This is a genomic window from Streptomyces sp., assembly GCF_036566765.1.
Classification (GTDB): Bacteria; Actinomycetota; Actinomycetes; order Streptomycetales; family Streptomycetaceae; genus Streptomyces.
The window spans coordinates 1-15,596 of sequence record NZ_DATCVQ010000139.1; the positions used below are offsets into that span (position 1 = coordinate 1).

The window sequence follows — 15,596 nt, forward strand, 5'->3', positions numbered from 1 at the left end:
CTCCGTCCCCGCACCAGCATCTGGAAGAAGTTCGGCGAGCCGGTCCAGAGTCTTCTTCCAGCGCACCGCCAACTCCTCGACCGATTCCACCCGTGGGCCCCAGAAGCCCCGCACCACACGTCGCATCCGTTGCCTCTAGAACCGCGGCCGGTCCATCGGGCGGGGCAGGGGCTCCAGCGCTCCGGCGTCCCGCAGCCGCATGTAGGACTGGACCACGGCTTCCGTGTCGCCGCGCGAGGCGATCTCGAGTACGACGCCCCCGTCACGCAGCTCTCTGCGCGCCGCCTTCAGATCGCCTGGCACCAAGGCTGCCCGCCCTGGGGAGAGGTAGCCGATCCAGCCGACGGAAGGCTCACCGACGACGAACCCCGCGTCGTCCTCCAGGGCATCCAGCACGTCGTCGTCGACGACACCGCCGAAGTCCGGGTCCCACACGTCGGCGAGAGCGGTGAGGAGTTCGGCGTCGGGGATCTCGGCCTCGTCCGGCGAGCTGATGTCGATCAGCATGGCCTGGAGCAAGAAGTCAGGGTTGCCACCCGCCCAACCACTGATGTCGATCTCCCAGCCCGGCTCGCCCTTGACGACGAGCCCGAGCCCAAAGCCCGTGAGATCCGACCAGTCGTCCGCTTCCTTCCTTACCCGCAGCGCGTTTTGGAGTGACGCCCCGTCTGGGCGCAGTTCGGTCGCGGGGCCGGAGGTGTGGATCTGCTGCCACGTCCACACGCCGTCCGTTTCCGTACCGGAACCAGCCGCCGGAAGATGCGTGGCAAGCAACTCCAAAGTCTGCTCCCACCGCACGGCCACTACCTCGACGGACTCTTCCCGGGGCCCCAGAACGCCCGCACCAAACGCTCCATGCATCAGACCCTACTGCTGGTTGCGATTGCAATCACCTTGGGTCGCCCGCAGTTCTCGGTTAACTCCTGGGCGAAAGCGTGGAGTCGGAGAACCGACTCGGCCCAAGGGCCAGGCGGTCGACGAGGTGTTGCCTGCGCGAAGCGAGGGGACGTCCCCCGGCTGACGTCAGTCCTCCAGCTCGACGATCGGGTCCTGAGAGACGACCGCCGCGACGATCATCGGGGCGTCGCCGTCGCACTGGTTGAGCGAGACGCCGACGTAGCGGCCCTTGTCACCGACCGGACCCCACACCGCCAGGTCGCCGTTGAGGTCCTGGTCCACGAGGGACCGGAAGAGCGGCGGCATCGAGGCGCCGTCGATCTTCCGGAAGATCGGGACCCGCATGCCGACGTTCCGGTGCGGGCCCCAGCGGGCGTCAAGGGCGCCCCGGACGGCGGCGAGGCGGCCCTGCGCCGTCGCCTCCGCCGCCGCCCACTCTTCCTCGTACACGCCGACCAGGCTTGGGCCCTCCCAGAGCTGGAGGGTCGCGAAGCCCTCCGGCGGGACCGGGGCGGTCAGCAGGGCGTCGACCTCCGCCACCGCCCGGCCGGCGTCGAAGGCGTGTGGGTCCGTCACAGCCGGGGCCGGTCCATCGGGCGGGGCAGGGGCTGGAGGGCGCCTGCGTCGCGGAGGAGGAGGTTGGCGCGGAGGACGGCGCCGGTGTCGTCGGGCGACGCGACGTCGAGGAGGGCGCCGCCGCCGGGGAGGTCCTTGCGGCCGGCCGGGAAGTCGGCCGGGATCAGGGCCGCGCGGCGCGGGGAGAGGTAGCCGGCCCAGCCGACCGCCGGGTCGCTCGGCGCGAAGTCGCCGTCGTCCTCAAGGGTGTCGAGGACGTCGTCGTCGCAGACGCCGCCGAAGTCCGGGTCCCACGCCTCCGCGAGCGCGGCGAGCAGCTCGGTCTCCGGGGCCTGCTCGCCGTCCGGGGTCTTGACCGTGAGCAGCATCGCCATGAGGACGAACTCGGCCGCCGCGCCCGCCCGTCCGCCGATCTCGATCTGCCGGCCCGCCGCGTCCTTGGCGACGAGCCGCAGATCCGTGCCGGACTGGCTCGACCAACCGTCGGCCGCCTGCGTGGCGCGCAGGGCCGCCGTCAGGGACGCCTCGTCGGGCGTCACGACGGCCGCCGGGCCGGACGCGCCGACCCGGCGGAACTCCCACGCGCCGCCGCCCTCGGGCGGCAGCAGCCGCGTCACCTGGTCCAGGGCCCGCGTCCAGCGGACGGCGAGCTCCTCGACCGACTCTTCACGGGGGCCCCAGAAGCCCCGCACCACAACACGTCGCATGGATCCGACCCTACTGCGCGCTCCTACTCCTTCGGGTCGAACTGCTCCGGCTTGCGGTCCCCGGCGGGCTTCTCCGGCTTCGTGTAGACCACCTTGATGTCCAGGCCCTCCTCGCGGAACGCCTTGCGGGCCGCCTTGGCCACCTCCTCGTTGGAGAAGTGCCATTCGACCGGCTTGCCCTTGGCCGCCTCGACCTGGCGCTTCGCCTCGGCGACGAAGGTGTTCTTGCCGGACGGCGTCAGGTCGGTCTTGTTCGGCTCGGACAGGAAGCTGTCGTAGCCGTTCTTGGCCTCCAGGTAGGTCTGCCGGGTGGAGTCCCAGCCGTCGTACTCGACCGGCAGCTCGCCCTCCTTGGGGTGCGGGACGACGTACTCCTGACCGCGCCGGGTGCCGGTGACCTGCTCCTGGTAGCGCAGCCAGGACTCGTTGACCCAGTTCGGCTTGGGGTTGCGGTCCCGGCTCGCCCAGTAGCCGTCGCCCAGGTCGGTGTCGCCGAGCGTGCGGTTCGCGAGGTCCTTGGCCCACTCGGGGTCCTGGTAGTTCCGCGGGTCGCTGGTGTCGTTCCGCTCCGGGTCCGGGTGCTTCTTCAGCTTCTCGGCCGCCTTGCGGGCGCGCTCCGGCTCCTCCGCGCGCTTCTGCTCGACCCACGCCTTGTTGGCCTCCTCGCGGGCCTTGCGGGCGTTCGCCTCGGACTCCGCGTCGCACTCCTCGTCGGCGAGGATCACGTGGTCCGGCGAACCGGCGGCGGCCAGGACGCCCGTACCGGAGCCGGGAACTCCGTTGAAGGGACGGGGTGTCAGAGGTCCGGAGGCGATCTTGCAGCCGGTCTTGCGGGCCTTGTCCTCGGCCTCGTCGGCCGCCTCGTCGGCCTCCTTCGCCGCCTTCTGCGCGCCGGAGACGTCGCCGGCGTCGGCGGCCTTCTTGGCCCGCTTGGAGGCGTCGCCGGCCTTGTCCGCGGCCTCGGCGATCTCGGAGGCGACCTTGCCGACCTTGCCGAGCTTGCCGAACCGGCCGATGACCTTGGCGACGTCGTAGCCCGGGATGAACATCGAGCCGACGTTCCACACGACGTCGGTGACGGCGCGGGTCTTCTGGCCGTTGTTCCAGCGCTCGCGGACCTCGTCGCCGACGAACATGTCGTCGGCGACCGTGACGCCGGTGTTCCACGACGCCTTGCCCCAGTCGCCGAGCGCGCCGAGGTAGTCGCCCTTGTCCCACTTCGAGCTTGCGTCCTTGGAGTCCTTCACCCACTGGTCGCCGAGCTGGATGCCGTAGTCCTTGATGCCGGACCAGGTCTCCGGCTTGAAGAGGTCGATGATGCCGCTGATGTCGCCCCAGACACCGTCGACGAACAGGCCCGCGCCGACCTGGTACGTGCGGTCCCAGGCACAGCCGAAGAAGCCCCAGCCGCTGCAGTCCTCCTGCTCCTTGGGCTTGTCGCCGCCCTTGTCGCCCTCGCCGGAGACGTCGATCTGGTCGTACTTGGCCTCGGGCTCGGCCCCGGGCTCGGGGTAGGTGTCGGGGGTGTCGGTGGGCTTGCCGTCGGGGCCGTGGCCGCTCTTGTTCTGGCCGGGGAGGGTGGGGCCGTCGGTGCCGCCGGTGCCGGCTGTGCCGCCGGTGCCACCCGTACCCCCGGTGCCACCCGTCCCACCCGTCCCACCAGTACCGCCGGTGCCACCCGTACCTCCGGTGCCACCCGTACCGCCCGTCGCGCCCGCGCTGTCGCCGCCGGTCGTCGAGCCGTCGCCGTTCGGGTTGGTGTCCTGACCCGGGCCCGCCTGGGTCGTCTCGCCGCCGCCCCCTGTCGGACAGGCCGTGCCGGTGATCGTGCAGAACGCCGACCGGAAACCGTCGGCGATCGTCCCGCCGACATTGGTCATCAGCAGCGCCGCGATGATCGCGACCACCAGAATGATCATTCCGGTGTACTCGACCGCACCCTGCCCACGGTCACGGTTCGGCCGGAACAACGCATCCGGTGCGTCCTGCCGTTCGCTCTCCGCGAGCCGGAACCACGCCACGCTCTCCGGACGCGTGAGGAAGTAGACGATCAGCGTCGGGATGAAGATCTCGGTGAAGCCGTGCACGGAGCCGGCGGCTATGTTCCCGATACCGCCGAGAATCAGCCATGCCTGGACGCCGAGCAGCCCGTACCGGACGCGGTCGCCGCCCTTCCAGATCCGGCGGCCCAGCCACCACCCGGCGACGCCGGGCACGGCCCCCCAGGCCAGCAAGCCGAGAAGGGCCGCCTCGACCGCGTCCGACGCGAGGGCGGAGGCGAACAGCCCGAACCCGCCGAGGACGGTCGCCGCGAGAAGGATGTGGAGCAAGATGCGCGTAACGAAGAGGACGCGTGGCAGGCTGCGCCGCCCGCCCCCTCCCAAAGGCACATATCCCGCGCCCCCGCCGACGTACATGCCACCGCCTACCGCTGACACGATTCCCCCCAACCGTCCGTTTCCGCACAACAGTTCAAGCCTGCCAACGTTACGGGATCCGGCCAGGGCCGTCTTGGGCCCCCGGGCAACAATTCGGCCTACCGTACGATCTCGGCCATGAACGGTCACCACCCCGCCGCCCCGTCCCCCGCCCCCTCTGCGGACTTCGTCCTCTTCGACGTCGACGGCACCTTGATGGACGCCGTCGCCAACCAGCGCCGCATGTGGGCCGCTTGGGCTGCGCGGTACGGGCTCGACGGCGAGGCGGTGTACGAAGTGGCGCTGCGCACCCGGCCGGTGGAGACCTTCGCGGAGGTCGTCCCGGACGAGGACCCGGCCGCCTGCCTGGCGCTGCTGCACGAGCTGGAGGACGAGGACGTACGGGTCGGGCAGTACGAGGCGTTCGCGGGCGCGGCGGAGCTGCTCGCGGCGCTGCGCCCGGGGTCGTGGGCGCTGGTCACCTCGAACTACGAGCACCGGGTGCGGGGGCGGTTCGCGCGGACCGGCCTGCCGGTGCCGGAGCTCGTCGTGGACGCGGCCGCCGTCGCCGAGGGCAAGCCCTCCCCCGTCCCGTACCTGCGGGCGGCCTCGCTCCTCGGCGCGGACCCGGCCCGCTGCCTGGTGATCGAGGACGCGCCCTCGGGCGCGCGGGCGGGGCGCGCCGCGGGCATGACCGTGTGGACGGTCAACGCCCCGGACCCGACCCCCGACTCGCACCGCCACTTCGCCACGCTGGCCGCGGCGGCCCCGGAGATCCTGGCGTTCAGCGGCGCCTGACGGAGTCGTCTTCCTCCCGGTACATCGCGTCGATCTCGCGCGAGAAGTCGCGGACGATCGCACGGCGCTTGAGCTTCAGGGACGGGGTGAGGTGGCCGCTCCGCTCGGAGAACTCCTGCGTCAGGACGTGGAAGCGGCGGATCTCCTCGGCGCGGGAGACCAGGCGGTTGGCCTCGTCCACGGCGCGCTGGAGGGCCGCGAGGAGGTCCGGGTCCCGGGTGAGGTCGGCGAGCGAGATGTGGTCCTTCTGCCGCATGCGCCGCCAGTGGGCGAGGCCGTCGTGTTCGAGGGCGATGAGCGCGGTCACGTACGGGCGGTTGTCGCCGACGACGACGCACTGGCCGATCAGCGGGTGGGCGCGCAGCCAGTCCTCCAGCGGGGCCGGGGCGACGTTCTTGCCGGCCGAGGTGATGATGATCTCCTTCTTCCGGCCGGTGATCCGCAGGTAGCCGTCCTGGTCGAGGCTGCCCAGGTCCCCGGTGGGGAACCAGCCGTCGGCCGTGTACGGCAGGGCCGCGCCCTGCTGGGCGTCCCAGTAGCCGGCGAACACGACGCCGCCGTGGAGCCAGACCTCGCCGTCGTCCGCGATCCGCACCGCCGTGCCGGGCAGCGGCCAGCCGACGGTGCCGGCCCGGGGGCGCTGCGGCGGGGTGACGGTGGCGGCCGCGGTGGTCTCGGTGAGGCCGTAGCCCTCGTACACCTCGATGCCCGCGCCCGCGTAGAACGCATAGAGCCGCTGCCCGAGCGGTGATCCGCCGCAGATGACATGCCGGACGTGGCCGCCGAGGGCGGCCCGGATGCGTCGGTAGACCAGCTGGTCGTACACCGCCCGCTGGGCCTTCAGGGAGAACGACGGCGCGGCGGCCTCGCGGGCCTCGCCGTACCGCCGCGCGACCTTCGACGCGCGGTCGAAGGAGCTTGCCCGGCCCATGCGTTCGGCGGTGGCGCGGGCGGAGTTGAAGACCTTCTCCAGGACGTACGGGATGGCCACCAGGAACGTCGGACGGAAGCCGGCCAGGTCGTCGAGGAGGTCGTCGCCCTCGATCGAGGGCGCGTGGCCGATCCGGACCCGGGCGCGGAGGCAGCCGATGGAGACCACCCGGCCGAAGACGTGGGACAGGGGGAGGAAGAGGAGCGTGGACGGGGGCTCCTTGCCGATGAGTTGCTTGAACACCGGGTGGAGCAGCTCGACGGCGTTGTCGGCCTCGGCGAAGAAGTTGGCGTGGGTGAGGGCGCAGCCCTTGGGACGGCCGGTGGTTCCGGAGGTGTAGATCAGGGTCGCGATGGTGTCGGGGGTGAGCAGGCCGCGGCGGGCGGTGACGGCCTCGTCGGGGACGTGCGCGCCGGCCCGGCGCAGCTTGTCGATCGCGCCGGTGCCGAAGACCCAGAGGTGGGTGAGGCCGGGTATCTGACGGCGTTCGGCGGAGACGACCCGTGCCTGGTCCATGCCTTCGACGGCGCAGGCGACCGCTCCGGAGTCCTGGAGGATCCAGCGGGTCTGGAAGGCGGAGGAGGTCGGGTAGACCGGGACGGTGACGAGGCCGGCGGCCCAGGCGGCGAAGTCGAGCAGGGTCCACTCGTACGACGTCCGCGCCATGATCGCGAGCCGGTCGCCGGGCTGGAGCCCCTCGGCGATGAGCCCCTTGGCGACGGAGTGCACCTCGGCGGCGAAGCGCCCGGCGGTGACGTCCTCCCACGTGCCGTCGGGCCGCTTGCGGGAGAGGACGACGTCGTCGGGGGCCTGGCGGGCGTTCTCGTACGGCAGGTCCGCGAGCGAGCCGCGCCGGACGCGGGCGACGAGCGGGGGGACGTAGGCCTCGCGGACGCGGCCGTCGACGAGGAGGGTGCGGGGTGGGACGGGGGCGGGTGGGTCGGGGGCGACGGACACGTGCGGCTCCTCGGGTTCGTCGGAGGGCGGTGGGGGTCGGGGCGTGCGGGCTCCTGGTGCGGTGGTGCTGAAGGGAGGGGCGGGGTGGTCGTGCCACCGAAGAGACGTGTGTGTCAGGGGCGTTCGAGGATCGCTGTCACGCCCTGGCCGCCCGCCGCACAGATCGAGATCAGGCCACGGCCGGGGCGTCCCGCTCCGGCAACGGCTTGGCGAGCGTGGCCACCATACGGGCACCGGTGGCCGAGAAGGGATGTCCTGTCGCGAGAGACGGCCCCGCGATCTTCAAACTGTGCGGGGGCACAGCGGCGCGGCGAAGGGGATCCGGCTGCCGCTGATGACGGCGACGCGGCGGACGCTGCGGGGGGTGTGCGTCTCGACCGGCTCCTGACCCCGAAGTAACCTTACCCTGGGGTAAATCTACGACCGCGCAGGGAGCCTGGACAATGGCCGACCGCTGTCCGCAGCCCACAGGAACCTCCGCCGACCGCTGTCCGCAGCCCACCGGAACCTCCGCCGACCGCTTTGCAATGGGCGCCCTGCTGTCCCTGGCCGGGGCCGTCGCCACGTCCCCCTTCAAGCGCCCCGACGCGACGGCGACCCTCCCGAAGACCCGCCTGACTCGCGAGACGACCGTCCCCAAGGACCGCCTGACGCGGTACGAGGAGCTGTGCGGCTTCACGCGGGGCGCAGGCCTCCCGCTCCCCTACCCCCACCTGCTCGGCTTCCCGCTCGCCATGCGGATCATGAGCCGACGGGGCTTCCCGCTGCCGCTGCTCGGGCTCGTGCACACCTGGATCACGATCGAGCGGCACGCGCCGCTGACCGTCGACGACCGGCTGGAGATCGCCGTCCACGCCGAGTCGCTCGCACCGCACCGACGCGGCGCCGAGGTCACGATGGCGACCGAGGCGCGCGTCGCGGGCGAGCTGGTGTGGGAGTCCCGCAGCGGGTACTTGGCGCGGCACGCGCGGGGGAAGGCCGCGCAGGGCACGGACAGGAGGCCCAGCGAAGGCCCTGGTGGCCACACCGCCCTCGCCGAGTGGCGGCTGCCCGCCGACCTCGGGCGGCGATACGCCGCAGTCTCCGGCGACCGGAACCCGATTCACCTCCACCCGCTCACCGCCCGCGCGTTCGGGTTCCCCCGGGCCATCGCGCACGGCATGTGGACGTTCGCGCGATGCGTGGCCGAGGTCGAGCGTGACGGGGGCGAGGTCGACAACGTACGCGCGGACTTTCGGGCGCCCGTACTGCTGCCCGCAGCCGTGACTTACGCGGCTGACGGCGCGGGGCGGTTCCAACTGCGCGGCGCGGCGGACCGGGTGTACCTCACCGGGGAGACCAGCGCTCGCTCTGCATGAGGTTGCCGAGGCCCGCCCAGGCGAAGTTCATCAGGGTGGCCGCCGACTCCCAGGCGGTCATCCCCGGCGTCTCGTTGGCCCAGATCGCCAGCGACTCCGCCGCGCCGACGAGGGCCTGGGACAGGCCGGCCACGTCGCGCTCGGCGAGCTCGGGGTCGCGCTGGGTCTGCCGGTGGGTCTCCTGGGCCGCGGCCCCGATGAGCGTGGCCACGTACGCCACGATCTCGTCCCGCATCAGCGCGGCCTCCGCCGCGAACGGCTCCGTCCGCGCCTGCCGGCTGAGCACCGCCCACCCGTCGGGGTTCTCCGCGGTGTGGGTGAAGAAGGCCAACAGACCCGCCCACAACTGCTTGTCCGCGGGCAGCCCGGGCTCGACGCCCGCCCGCACGGCTTCGAGGAGCGTCTTCGTCTCGCGCCGGATGCACGCGACGAACAGCTCTTCCTTGGAGTTCAGGTACAGGTACACCAGCGGCTTGGAAACCCCCGCCAGCTCGGCGATCTCGTCCATGGACGCGGCCTGGTAGCCCCGCTGCCCGAACGTCTGCACGGCGGCGTCCATCATCTGCTGCTCGCGCACCGCCCGCGGCATCCGCTTGGCCCTCGCGCCGCCCACGTCGGACATCTTTCCGCCCCCACCTGCCGCTGACTCTCGCCGAAAGCGTACGTGCCCCCCGGCCCGAAGGGGCCAGGGGGCACATCGCCGATCAGGAGGCGCTACGGGTGTGATGCGAGGGTCAGGAGTAGACGGAGACCCAGTCACCGCTCTGCGAGGTGGGCACCCACGCGTTCGTCTCGCCGTAATACGTGGCGAAGGAGCAGGAGTTGTTCTTGTAGAAGGTGACGTTGACCTCCCCCTTCCACCACCAGCCGCCGACCCAGGTGTCCTTGCTCGGGGTCTGGAAGCATCCCGACGCCGCCTGGCCGTTCTGGTTGTACCCCTGGATGCGGATCGAGTAGACGACGGTGCTGCTGTCGTGGAAGTGGATCTGCTGGCCGTTCGACGCGGCGAACGACTGACCGGCGGACCCGAGCACACCGGCGAACGCCAGGCCGGCGGCCGCGGCAGTGGTGGCGACCTTCTTGCGCAAGTTCATGCTTCCCCCCAGGGATGAACGGCTTCGACTGATTCGACCAAGATCATAGGCCAGAACCCGCCACCCTTGAACGGGCGTTCGAGTCGGGTGGGCGTGAAGGGCAGCCGCCGACGACTGAAGCTTGAACGTGTTCAAACTTCGTGCCAGAGTACGGCGTGAGTTGTTGAGCCCATCGATCGCGCACGCTGGGCGCCATCCAAAACGCGGCCGGAAGCAGATAGCGTGAAATCCGACATATTTCGCATCGGCGCAAGCCTTGCAGCTGCCACCGTGACGGCGCTCGTCCCGTCCTCTTGCGAGGCAGGCAAACCCGCCGTCACTCCAAAGGCCGTAACTCATTCCCAATTGGTCGGCCGATGGGACGGGGAGCGGAAATGCGGATCGCCAATAGTTCGACTACGTGACGATTACACCTTCTCCAGCAAAGGCTTTCCAGTCGCGTGGGAAGGCCCCGGTCCGGAGTCGTTTCAGGTGACACGCCGTTCATCCGACGGGAAATGGCATGGGGTCAACAAAGACCCTGGCCTGCCACCCTATCTGGTACTTCGTTTCAAGAATCACAACGACATCCAGATCCTGTCATTCTATTTGGAGCATGGAGAGCTGCAGATGGATGGGACTGTCCACGCGGACGGCGGGGACCCCTATCCCTACGCGTGTCATTACAAACGCACTTCAGTCGACCCTGAGGCCCCTTCCGGACAGTTCTGATCGGGTGCTAAGACAGCGTGGCAGAGAAGTGGGCACTGTTTCCTGGTATGTCATGAGTGGATGACCGAGCCGTCTGCCGCCGCACAACTCCGCCGGATCGCACGTCGACGGGCCGCCAGGGACCATCGAGGGCGACGGAGCCGCTTCATCGGGCCGGGCCGTGACAGTGGCAGTAGCCGGCTGACGTGGTTGGCACTCGCAGCGGCCATGCTGCCGGGACTGGCTGCGCTCGTCGCCCTGCTGTTCACGTGGATGTCGGTGGGTCAGACCAACAAAGATCTGCAGATCTCCGAGCAGGGACAGATCACGACCCGGTTCAACGCCGCGATCACCAATCTGGGATCAGCGTCGTTGGATGTGCGCCTAGGGGGCATCTACGCCCTACAACGCATCATGCAGGACTCTTCTCGAGATCAGCCCACTGTCGTCTCGGTGTTGTCCGCGTACGTACGCCAGCATGCTCCCGTTCCGGTCAGTGGCTTCAGGCCGGCAGAGGAATACAGACCACCTACCGACGTAGCGGCTGTAATTTCGGTGCTGGGCAACCGGTCCGCCGACCGGGAGGTGACCCAGGACGGGAAGCCGCTGTACCGAGTTGAACTGAGCAGCGTTGATCTGCGCGGCCTGGAGCGTGAAGTGGGACTCACGGAAGGCGGCATGCCCAGACGCATCAACTTTCGCTTCGCGGACTTCACCGGGGCGGACCTCCGAGACGCAGGGCTCGAGAATTTCGACCTCTCAGGTGCGTCCCTCGTCAAAGCGAACATGCTCGGCGTGAAGCTGCCGAACGCGGACCTGCGGCACGCCTTTCTCGGGGGTGCCAACTTGACCGACGCGCGCCTGGGCGCGGCCGATATGACCGGCGCGGACCTCGACGAAGCGAACCTTCACCACGCGCACCTGGGCAGGGCCAAAGAAGCCAGCGAAACCAGTGCGGCCGACTCGAGCGCCGACTTGACCCGTGCGACCCTGATCCGCGCAGACCTGAGCACCGCGGACCTGCGCGACGTGATCCTGATCGCAGCGGACCTGACTGACGCGAACCTGGCCGGCGCCGACCTGCGCGGCGCAAACCTGACCCATGCAGACCTGAGCAACGCAGACTTGACCGGGGCAAAGCTGGCGGGCGCACAGCTGTCGGGCGCGATCCTCGAGGGCGCACGCGGAGTGCCTGCTCGGATCGGTTGATGCCCTCCGCGGAGTGCCTCCTCGGATCGGTTGATGCCCTCACCTCCAAGACCGCACGCCGAAGCGCCCCAGACCGTCGTGGGTCCGGGGCGCTTCTGTCGTCGTAAGGGCGCAGGTCTTACGCGGCGACAGGCACCGCGACCTCTCGCTCGACGTCGGCCGGCTCCGGGTCCTCGATCGGGGAGGCCGAGGCGGCGTTGTAGGCGTTCAGGTCCAGGATCTTCTCGCGGGCCGAGACGACCACCGGGACCAGCGCCTGGCCGGCCACATTGGTAGCCGTGCGGATCATGTCCAGGATCGGGTCGATCGCCATCAGGAGGCCGACGCCCTCCAGGGGCAGGCCCAGGGTCGACAGGGTCAGGGTCAGCATGACCGTCGCGCCGGTCAGACCGGCGGTGGCCGCCGAGCCGATGACCGAGACGAAGGCGATGAGCAGGTACTCCTTGATGCCCAGCTGCACGTCGAAGATCTGCGCGATGAAGATCGCGGCGAGCGCCGGGTAGATCGCGGCGCAGCCGTCCATCTTGGTCGTCGCGCCGAACGGCACGGCGAAGGACGCGTACTCCTTCGGGACGCCGAGGCGCTCGGTGACCCGCTGCGTGACCGGCATCGTGCCGACCGAGGAGCGGGAGACGAAGGCCAGCTGGATGGCCGGCCAGGCGCCCTTGAAGAACTGCAGCGGGTTGACCTTGGCGACCGTCGCCAGCAGCAGCGGGTACACGCCGAACAGCACCAGCGCGCAGCCGATGTAGACGTCGGCGGTGAAGGTCGCGTACTTGCCGATCAGGTCCCAGCCGTACGTCACGATCGCCTTGCCGATGAGGCCGGCGGTGCCGATCGGGGCGAGCCGGATGACCCACCACAGGGCCTTCTGCAACAGCTCGAGCACCGACTCGGACAGCGTCAGGATCGGCTGCGCCTTCTCGCCGAGCTTCAGCGCGGCGATGCCGGCGACGGCGGCCATGAAGACGATCTGCAGGACGTTCAGCTCGGTGAACGGGGTGATGACGTCCGTCGGCACGATGCCGGTCAGGAAGTCGATCCAGCTGCCCTGGTGCTCGGGCAGCTTGCCGTCCTTCGGCGTGAGGCCGGTGCCGGAGCCCGGGTTGGTGATCAGGCCGATCGCCAGGCCGATCGCGACCGCGATCAGCGAGGTGATCATGAACCAGACGAGGGTCTGCGCGGCCAGCCGGGCCGCGTTGTTGACCTTCCGCAGGTTGGTGATCGACACCAGGATCGCGAAGAAGACGAGCGGCGCGACGGCCAGCTTCAGCAGCTGGACGAAGATGCCGCCGACCTGGGTCAGGGTCTCCTTCAGCCAGGAGACGTCCTGGCTGCGGGCGAGCCAGCCGAGCAGGACGCCGATGGCCAGACCGGCCACGATCTGGGCCCAGAAGGGGAACTTGGGTATCCGGGACGAGGACTTCGTCCCGGATTCGGGCGCGGGCGCGGTTGCGGACGCGGACACAGAAACACACTCCACAGGTGCGTATCGCAGGGGGATACGAGATACGGGGAAATGGGTGCGGCGCCCGCGCTCACGGGGCGGCGCCGCTGCATGGCTGCCGGGGTCAGAGCTCGCGGCAACAGACCGCGGACATACAGCGGCACAGATCGACATGCAGGCGCGCCACGAGCGGGGTGCTCATGGCATCGGGGAGGCGCACTGCTGTCTTCATGGTCGGTACGTTAACACTTGAACTTTGAGAACCTCAAAGGTGTTCTTTGAGGCGATGGCGCGCCAGCCGTAGCGCGAAACAGCCTGAAAACCACGACACCCCAGGCCGGAGCGCCTTCGCGCCCCCGCCCGGGGTGTCCTGCGGTGTGAGGAACCTTACGCGCCGCTTATGCGGCGTCCTCCTGGGAACGGGCCGCCTCCAGGCGGCCCTTCGCCTTGTCGACCTTGGTGACGATCTGCTCCGACATCGCGTCCCGCTGCTTGCGCAGCAGCACGAAGCTGAGCGGCGCGGAGATCACGATGGAGAGCAGCAGCACCCAGAGCAGGTTCGAGTCGCCCAGGCCGCGCGGCAGTACGCCGACGTAGACGAGACCCCACAGCGCGAAGAAGCAGCCGGCGAAGACGCCGAGCCGCATGAGGGTGTACCGGAGGGTCGCGGCGCCCGTGCCCTGATCGGACATGACGGCCCCTTTCATTCACTCAGCGGGTGTGCCCGACCAGTGAAACACGGGGCACAAAGCGGACGGCCCGCAGGGCCTCAGACCCGCATCGGCTGCGGCGACTCGCGGAGGTCGGCGTCCGGGCCCGGGTACTCGCGGATGATCTCGTACCGGGTGTTGCGCTCGACCGGGCGGAAGCCGGCGTCCCGGATGAGCTCCAGCAGGTCCTCGCGGCCCAGCTTGTTCGGGGTGCCGTAGTTGTCCGCGTCGTGCGTGATCTTGTACTCGACGACCGAGCCGTCCATGTCGTCCGCGCCGTGCTGGAGCGCGAGCTGGGCGGTCTGCACGCCGTGCATGACCCAGAAGACCTTGACGTGCGGGACGTTGTCGAAGAGCAGACGGGAGACCGCGAAGGTCTTCAGGGCCTCCGCGCCGGTCGCCATCGTGGTCCGCGCCTGGAGCTTGTTGCGGACCTTGCCGTCCTGCATGTCCACGAAGTCGTGCTGGTAGCGCAGCGGGATGAAGACCTGGAAGCCGTTCGTCTCGTCCTGCAGCTCGCGCAGCCGCAGCACGTGGTCCACGCGGTGGCGCGGCTCCTCGATGTGGCCGTAGAGCATGGTCGAGGGGGTCTTGAGGCCCTTCTCGTGCGCCAGGCGGTGGATGCGCGACCAGTCTTCCCAGTGGGTGCGGTGGTCCACGATGTGCTGGCGGACCTCCCAGTCGAAGATCTCCGCGCCGCCGCCGGTCAGCGACTCCAGGCCGGCCTCGATCAGCTCGTCGAGGATCTCCGAGGCGCTGAGCCCCGAGATCGTCTCGAAGTGGTGGATCTCGGTGGCCGTGAACGCCTTCAGGGAGACGTTCGGCAGCGCCTTCTTGAGCTCGCTCAGCGACCGCGGGTAGTAACGCCACGGCAGGTTCGGGTGGAGCCCGTTGACGATGTGCAGCTCGGTGAGGTTCTCGTTCTCCATCGCCTTGGCGAGGCGGACGGCCTCCTCGATGCGCATCGTGTACGCGTCCTTCTCGCCCGGCTTGCGCTGGAAGGAGCAGTACGCGCAGGAGGCGGTGCACACGTTCGTCATGTTGAGGTGACGGTTCACGTTGAAGTGCACGACGTCGCCGTTCTTACGGGTCCGCACCTCGTGGGCCAGGCCGCCGAGCCAGGCGAGGTCGTCGGACTCGTACAGGGCGATGCCGTCCTCACGGCTCAGCCGCTCCCCGGCACGGACCTTCTGCTCCAGCTCACGCTTGAGCCCCGCGTCCATACGGCCGCCTCCACTCTCATCTGCAATCAGGCACAAAAAGGCTCCACCACCGTACTCTCAGTCCTCTTCGGGCAGTTCTCCGACCCGGTTCTCCCACTTCGTGGAGAGCACGATCGTGGTCCGGGTGCGCGAGACGCCCTTGGTCCCCGACAGCCGCCGGATGGTCTTCTCCAGCCCGTCCACGTCGGGCGCCCGGACCTTCAGCATGTACGAGTCGTCCCCGGCGATGAACCAGCAGTCCTCGATCTCCGGGAGCTCCCGCAGCCGGTACGCCACGTCCTCGTGGTCCACCGCGTCCGAGAGCTGGATGCCGATGAGCGCGGTGACGCCCAGGCCCAGGGAGGCCGCGTCCACGGTCGCCCGGTAGCCGGTGATCACGCCGGCCGCCTCGAGGCGGTTGATCCGGTCGGTGACGCTCGGTCCCGAGAGCCCCACGAGCCGGCCGAGCTCGGCGTAGGAAGCCCGGCCGTTCTCGCGCAGGGCCTGGATGAGCTGCCTGTCGACGGCGTCCATGTCTGACGTAATGCCTTCCTGGTCCGTAAGTCCGTGTGTCCGTAAGTCCGTGAGTCCGTCAGGTCGCTG

At 69.8% G+C, this 15,596-nt stretch carries 14 protein-coding genes and 1 pseudogene; 3 read left to right on the forward strand and 12 right to left on the reverse strand.

The window, feature by feature from the left end; translation table 11 throughout:
* Window positions 1-135 precede the first annotated feature (135 nt).
* The 4 genes from VIU94_RS07190 to VIU94_RS07205 form a co-directional block, all read right to left on the reverse strand.
* Window positions 136-798 carry a hypothetical protein gene (locus tag VIU94_RS07190; protein ID WP_331908759.1) on the reverse strand — a complete coding sequence of 221 codons (663 nt, stop codon included), beginning with the start codon at window positions 796-798 and terminating at the stop codon, window positions 136-138.
* Between the two features lie 225 nt (window positions 799-1,023).
* Complete coding sequence (locus VIU94_RS07195; RefSeq protein WP_331908761.1) at window positions 1,024-1,473, reverse strand: hypothetical protein; 450 nt, start codon at window positions 1,471-1,473, stop codon at window positions 1,024-1,026.
* On the reverse strand, window positions 1,470-2,180 hold the full coding sequence (locus VIU94_RS07200) for an Imm52 family immunity protein (RefSeq protein WP_331908763.1): 711 nt from the start codon (window positions 2,178-2,180) through the stop codon (window positions 1,470-1,472). Before VIU94_RS07200 ends, VIU94_RS07195 begins: the two co-directional genes overlap by 4 nt.
* Before the next feature lie 23 nt (window positions 2,181-2,203).
* Entirely contained in the window at window positions 2,204-4,597 is a 2,394-nt protein-coding gene (locus VIU94_RS07205) for a Tox-REase-5 domain-containing protein (protein WP_331908765.1), read from the reverse strand.
* A gap of 138 nt (window positions 4,598-4,735) precedes the next feature.
* Between VIU94_RS07205 and VIU94_RS07210 the strand changes: the two genes are divergently transcribed.
* On the forward strand, window positions 4,736-5,395 hold the full coding sequence (locus tag VIU94_RS07210; RefSeq protein ID WP_331908767.1) for an HAD family hydrolase: 660 nt from the start codon (window positions 4,736-4,738) through the stop codon (window positions 5,393-5,395).
* Here VIU94_RS07210 and VIU94_RS07215 read toward each other — a convergent pair.
* Complete coding sequence (locus tag VIU94_RS07215; RefSeq protein WP_331908769.1) at window positions 5,382-7,283, reverse strand: AMP-dependent synthetase/ligase; 1,902 nt, start codon at window positions 7,281-7,283, stop codon at window positions 5,382-5,384. The two genes, VIU94_RS07210 and VIU94_RS07215, sit on opposite strands and share 14 nt — an antisense overlap.
* Before the next feature lie 113 nt (window positions 7,284-7,396).
* Window positions 7,397-7,569 (reverse strand): annotated as a pseudogene (locus VIU94_RS07220) (acetyl-CoA C-acetyltransferase); the annotation flags it as partial.
* 241 nt (window positions 7,570-7,810) lie between these two features.
* On the opposite strand from VIU94_RS07220, the gene VIU94_RS07225 reads away from it, so the two are divergent.
* On the forward strand, window positions 7,811-8,641 hold the full coding sequence (locus VIU94_RS07225) for a MaoC family dehydratase (RefSeq protein WP_331908783.1): 831 nt from the start codon (window positions 7,811-7,813) through the stop codon (window positions 8,639-8,641).
* Here VIU94_RS07225 and VIU94_RS07230 read toward each other — a convergent pair.
* Window positions 8,610-9,263: a TetR/AcrR family transcriptional regulator gene (locus VIU94_RS07230; RefSeq protein ID WP_414720901.1), complete on the reverse strand. Its 654-nt coding sequence runs from the start codon at window positions 9,261-9,263 to the stop codon at window positions 8,610-8,612. The two genes, VIU94_RS07225 and VIU94_RS07230, sit on opposite strands and share 32 nt — an antisense overlap.
* A gap of 112 nt (window positions 9,264-9,375) precedes the next feature.
* The gene (locus VIU94_RS07235) at window positions 9,376-9,735 is read right to left on the reverse strand and encodes a hypothetical protein (protein WP_331908771.1); all 360 of its coding nucleotides are present in this window, start codon (window positions 9,733-9,735) and stop codon (window positions 9,376-9,378) included.
* A gap of 771 nt (window positions 9,736-10,506) precedes the next feature.
* On the opposite strand from VIU94_RS07235, the gene VIU94_RS07240 reads away from it, so the two are divergent.
* Window positions 10,507-11,634, forward strand: coding sequence for a pentapeptide repeat-containing protein (locus VIU94_RS07240; protein WP_331908773.1), 1,128 nt, complete (start codon window positions 10,507-10,509; stop codon window positions 11,632-11,634).
* Window positions 11,635-11,752: 118 nt separating this feature from the next.
* Here the strand turns inward: VIU94_RS07240 and VIU94_RS07245 are convergent, their stop codons facing one another.
* The 4 genes from VIU94_RS07245 to VIU94_RS07260 form a co-directional block, all read right to left on the reverse strand.
* Complete coding sequence (locus VIU94_RS07245; protein WP_331908775.1) at window positions 11,753-13,102, reverse strand: dicarboxylate/amino acid:cation symporter; 1,350 nt, start codon at window positions 13,100-13,102, stop codon at window positions 11,753-11,755.
* Between the two features lie 377 nt (window positions 13,103-13,479).
* The gene (locus tag VIU94_RS07250) at window positions 13,480-13,773 is read right to left on the reverse strand and encodes a DUF4229 domain-containing protein (protein WP_331908777.1); all 294 of its coding nucleotides are present in this window, start codon (window positions 13,771-13,773) and stop codon (window positions 13,480-13,482) included.
* Window positions 13,774-13,850: 77 nt separating this feature from the next.
* Window positions 13,851-15,014, reverse strand: coding sequence for an aminofutalosine synthase MqnE (mqnE, locus tag VIU94_RS07255; protein WP_331908779.1), 1,164 nt, complete (start codon window positions 15,012-15,014; stop codon window positions 13,851-13,853).
* Between the two features lie 57 nt (window positions 15,015-15,071).
* Window positions 15,072-15,527: an Lrp/AsnC family transcriptional regulator gene (locus tag VIU94_RS07260; protein ID WP_331908781.1), complete on the reverse strand. Its 456-nt coding sequence runs from the start codon at window positions 15,525-15,527 to the stop codon at window positions 15,072-15,074.
* Window positions 15,528-15,596 lie beyond the last annotated feature (69 nt).

What these genes read in the sequence shown, in the direction of transcription:
- VIU94_RS07200 (WP_331908763.1), bottom strand. Translation starts at nt 2,180, where the DNA reads ATGCGACGTGTTGTGGTGCGGGGCTTCTGGGGCCCCCGTGAAGAGTCG.
- VIU94_RS07205 (WP_331908765.1), bottom strand. Translation starts at nt 4,597, where the DNA reads ATGTACGTCGGCGGGGGCGCGGGATATGTGCCTTTGGGAGGGGGCGGG.
- VIU94_RS07210 (WP_331908767.1), top strand. Translation starts at nt 4,736, where the DNA reads ATGAACGGTCACCACCCCGCCGCCCCGTCCCCCGCCCCCTCTGCGGAC.
- VIU94_RS07225 (WP_331908783.1), top strand. Translation starts at nt 7,811, where the DNA reads ATGGGCGCCCTGCTGTCCCTGGCCGGGGCCGTCGCCACGTCCCCCTTC.
- VIU94_RS07230 (WP_414720901.1), bottom strand. Translation starts at nt 9,263, where the DNA reads ATGTCCGACGTGGGCGGCGCGAGGGCCAAGCGGATGCCGCGGGCGGTG.
- VIU94_RS07235 (WP_331908771.1), bottom strand. Translation starts at nt 9,735, where the DNA reads ATGAACTTGCGCAAGAAGGTCGCCACCACTGCCGCGGCCGCCGGCCTG.
- VIU94_RS07240 (WP_331908773.1), top strand. Translation starts at nt 10,507, where the DNA reads ATGACCGAGCCGTCTGCCGCCGCACAACTCCGCCGGATCGCACGTCGA.
- VIU94_RS07250 (WP_331908777.1), bottom strand. Translation starts at nt 13,773, where the DNA reads ATGTCCGATCAGGGCACGGGCGCCGCGACCCTCCGGTACACCCTCATG.
- mqnE (WP_331908779.1), bottom strand. Translation starts at nt 15,014, where the DNA reads ATGGACGCGGGGCTCAAGCGTGAGCTGGAGCAGAAGGTCCGTGCCGGG.
- VIU94_RS07260 (WP_331908781.1), bottom strand. Translation starts at nt 15,527, where the DNA reads ATGGACGCCGTCGACAGGCAGCTCATCCAGGCCCTGCGCGAGAACGGC.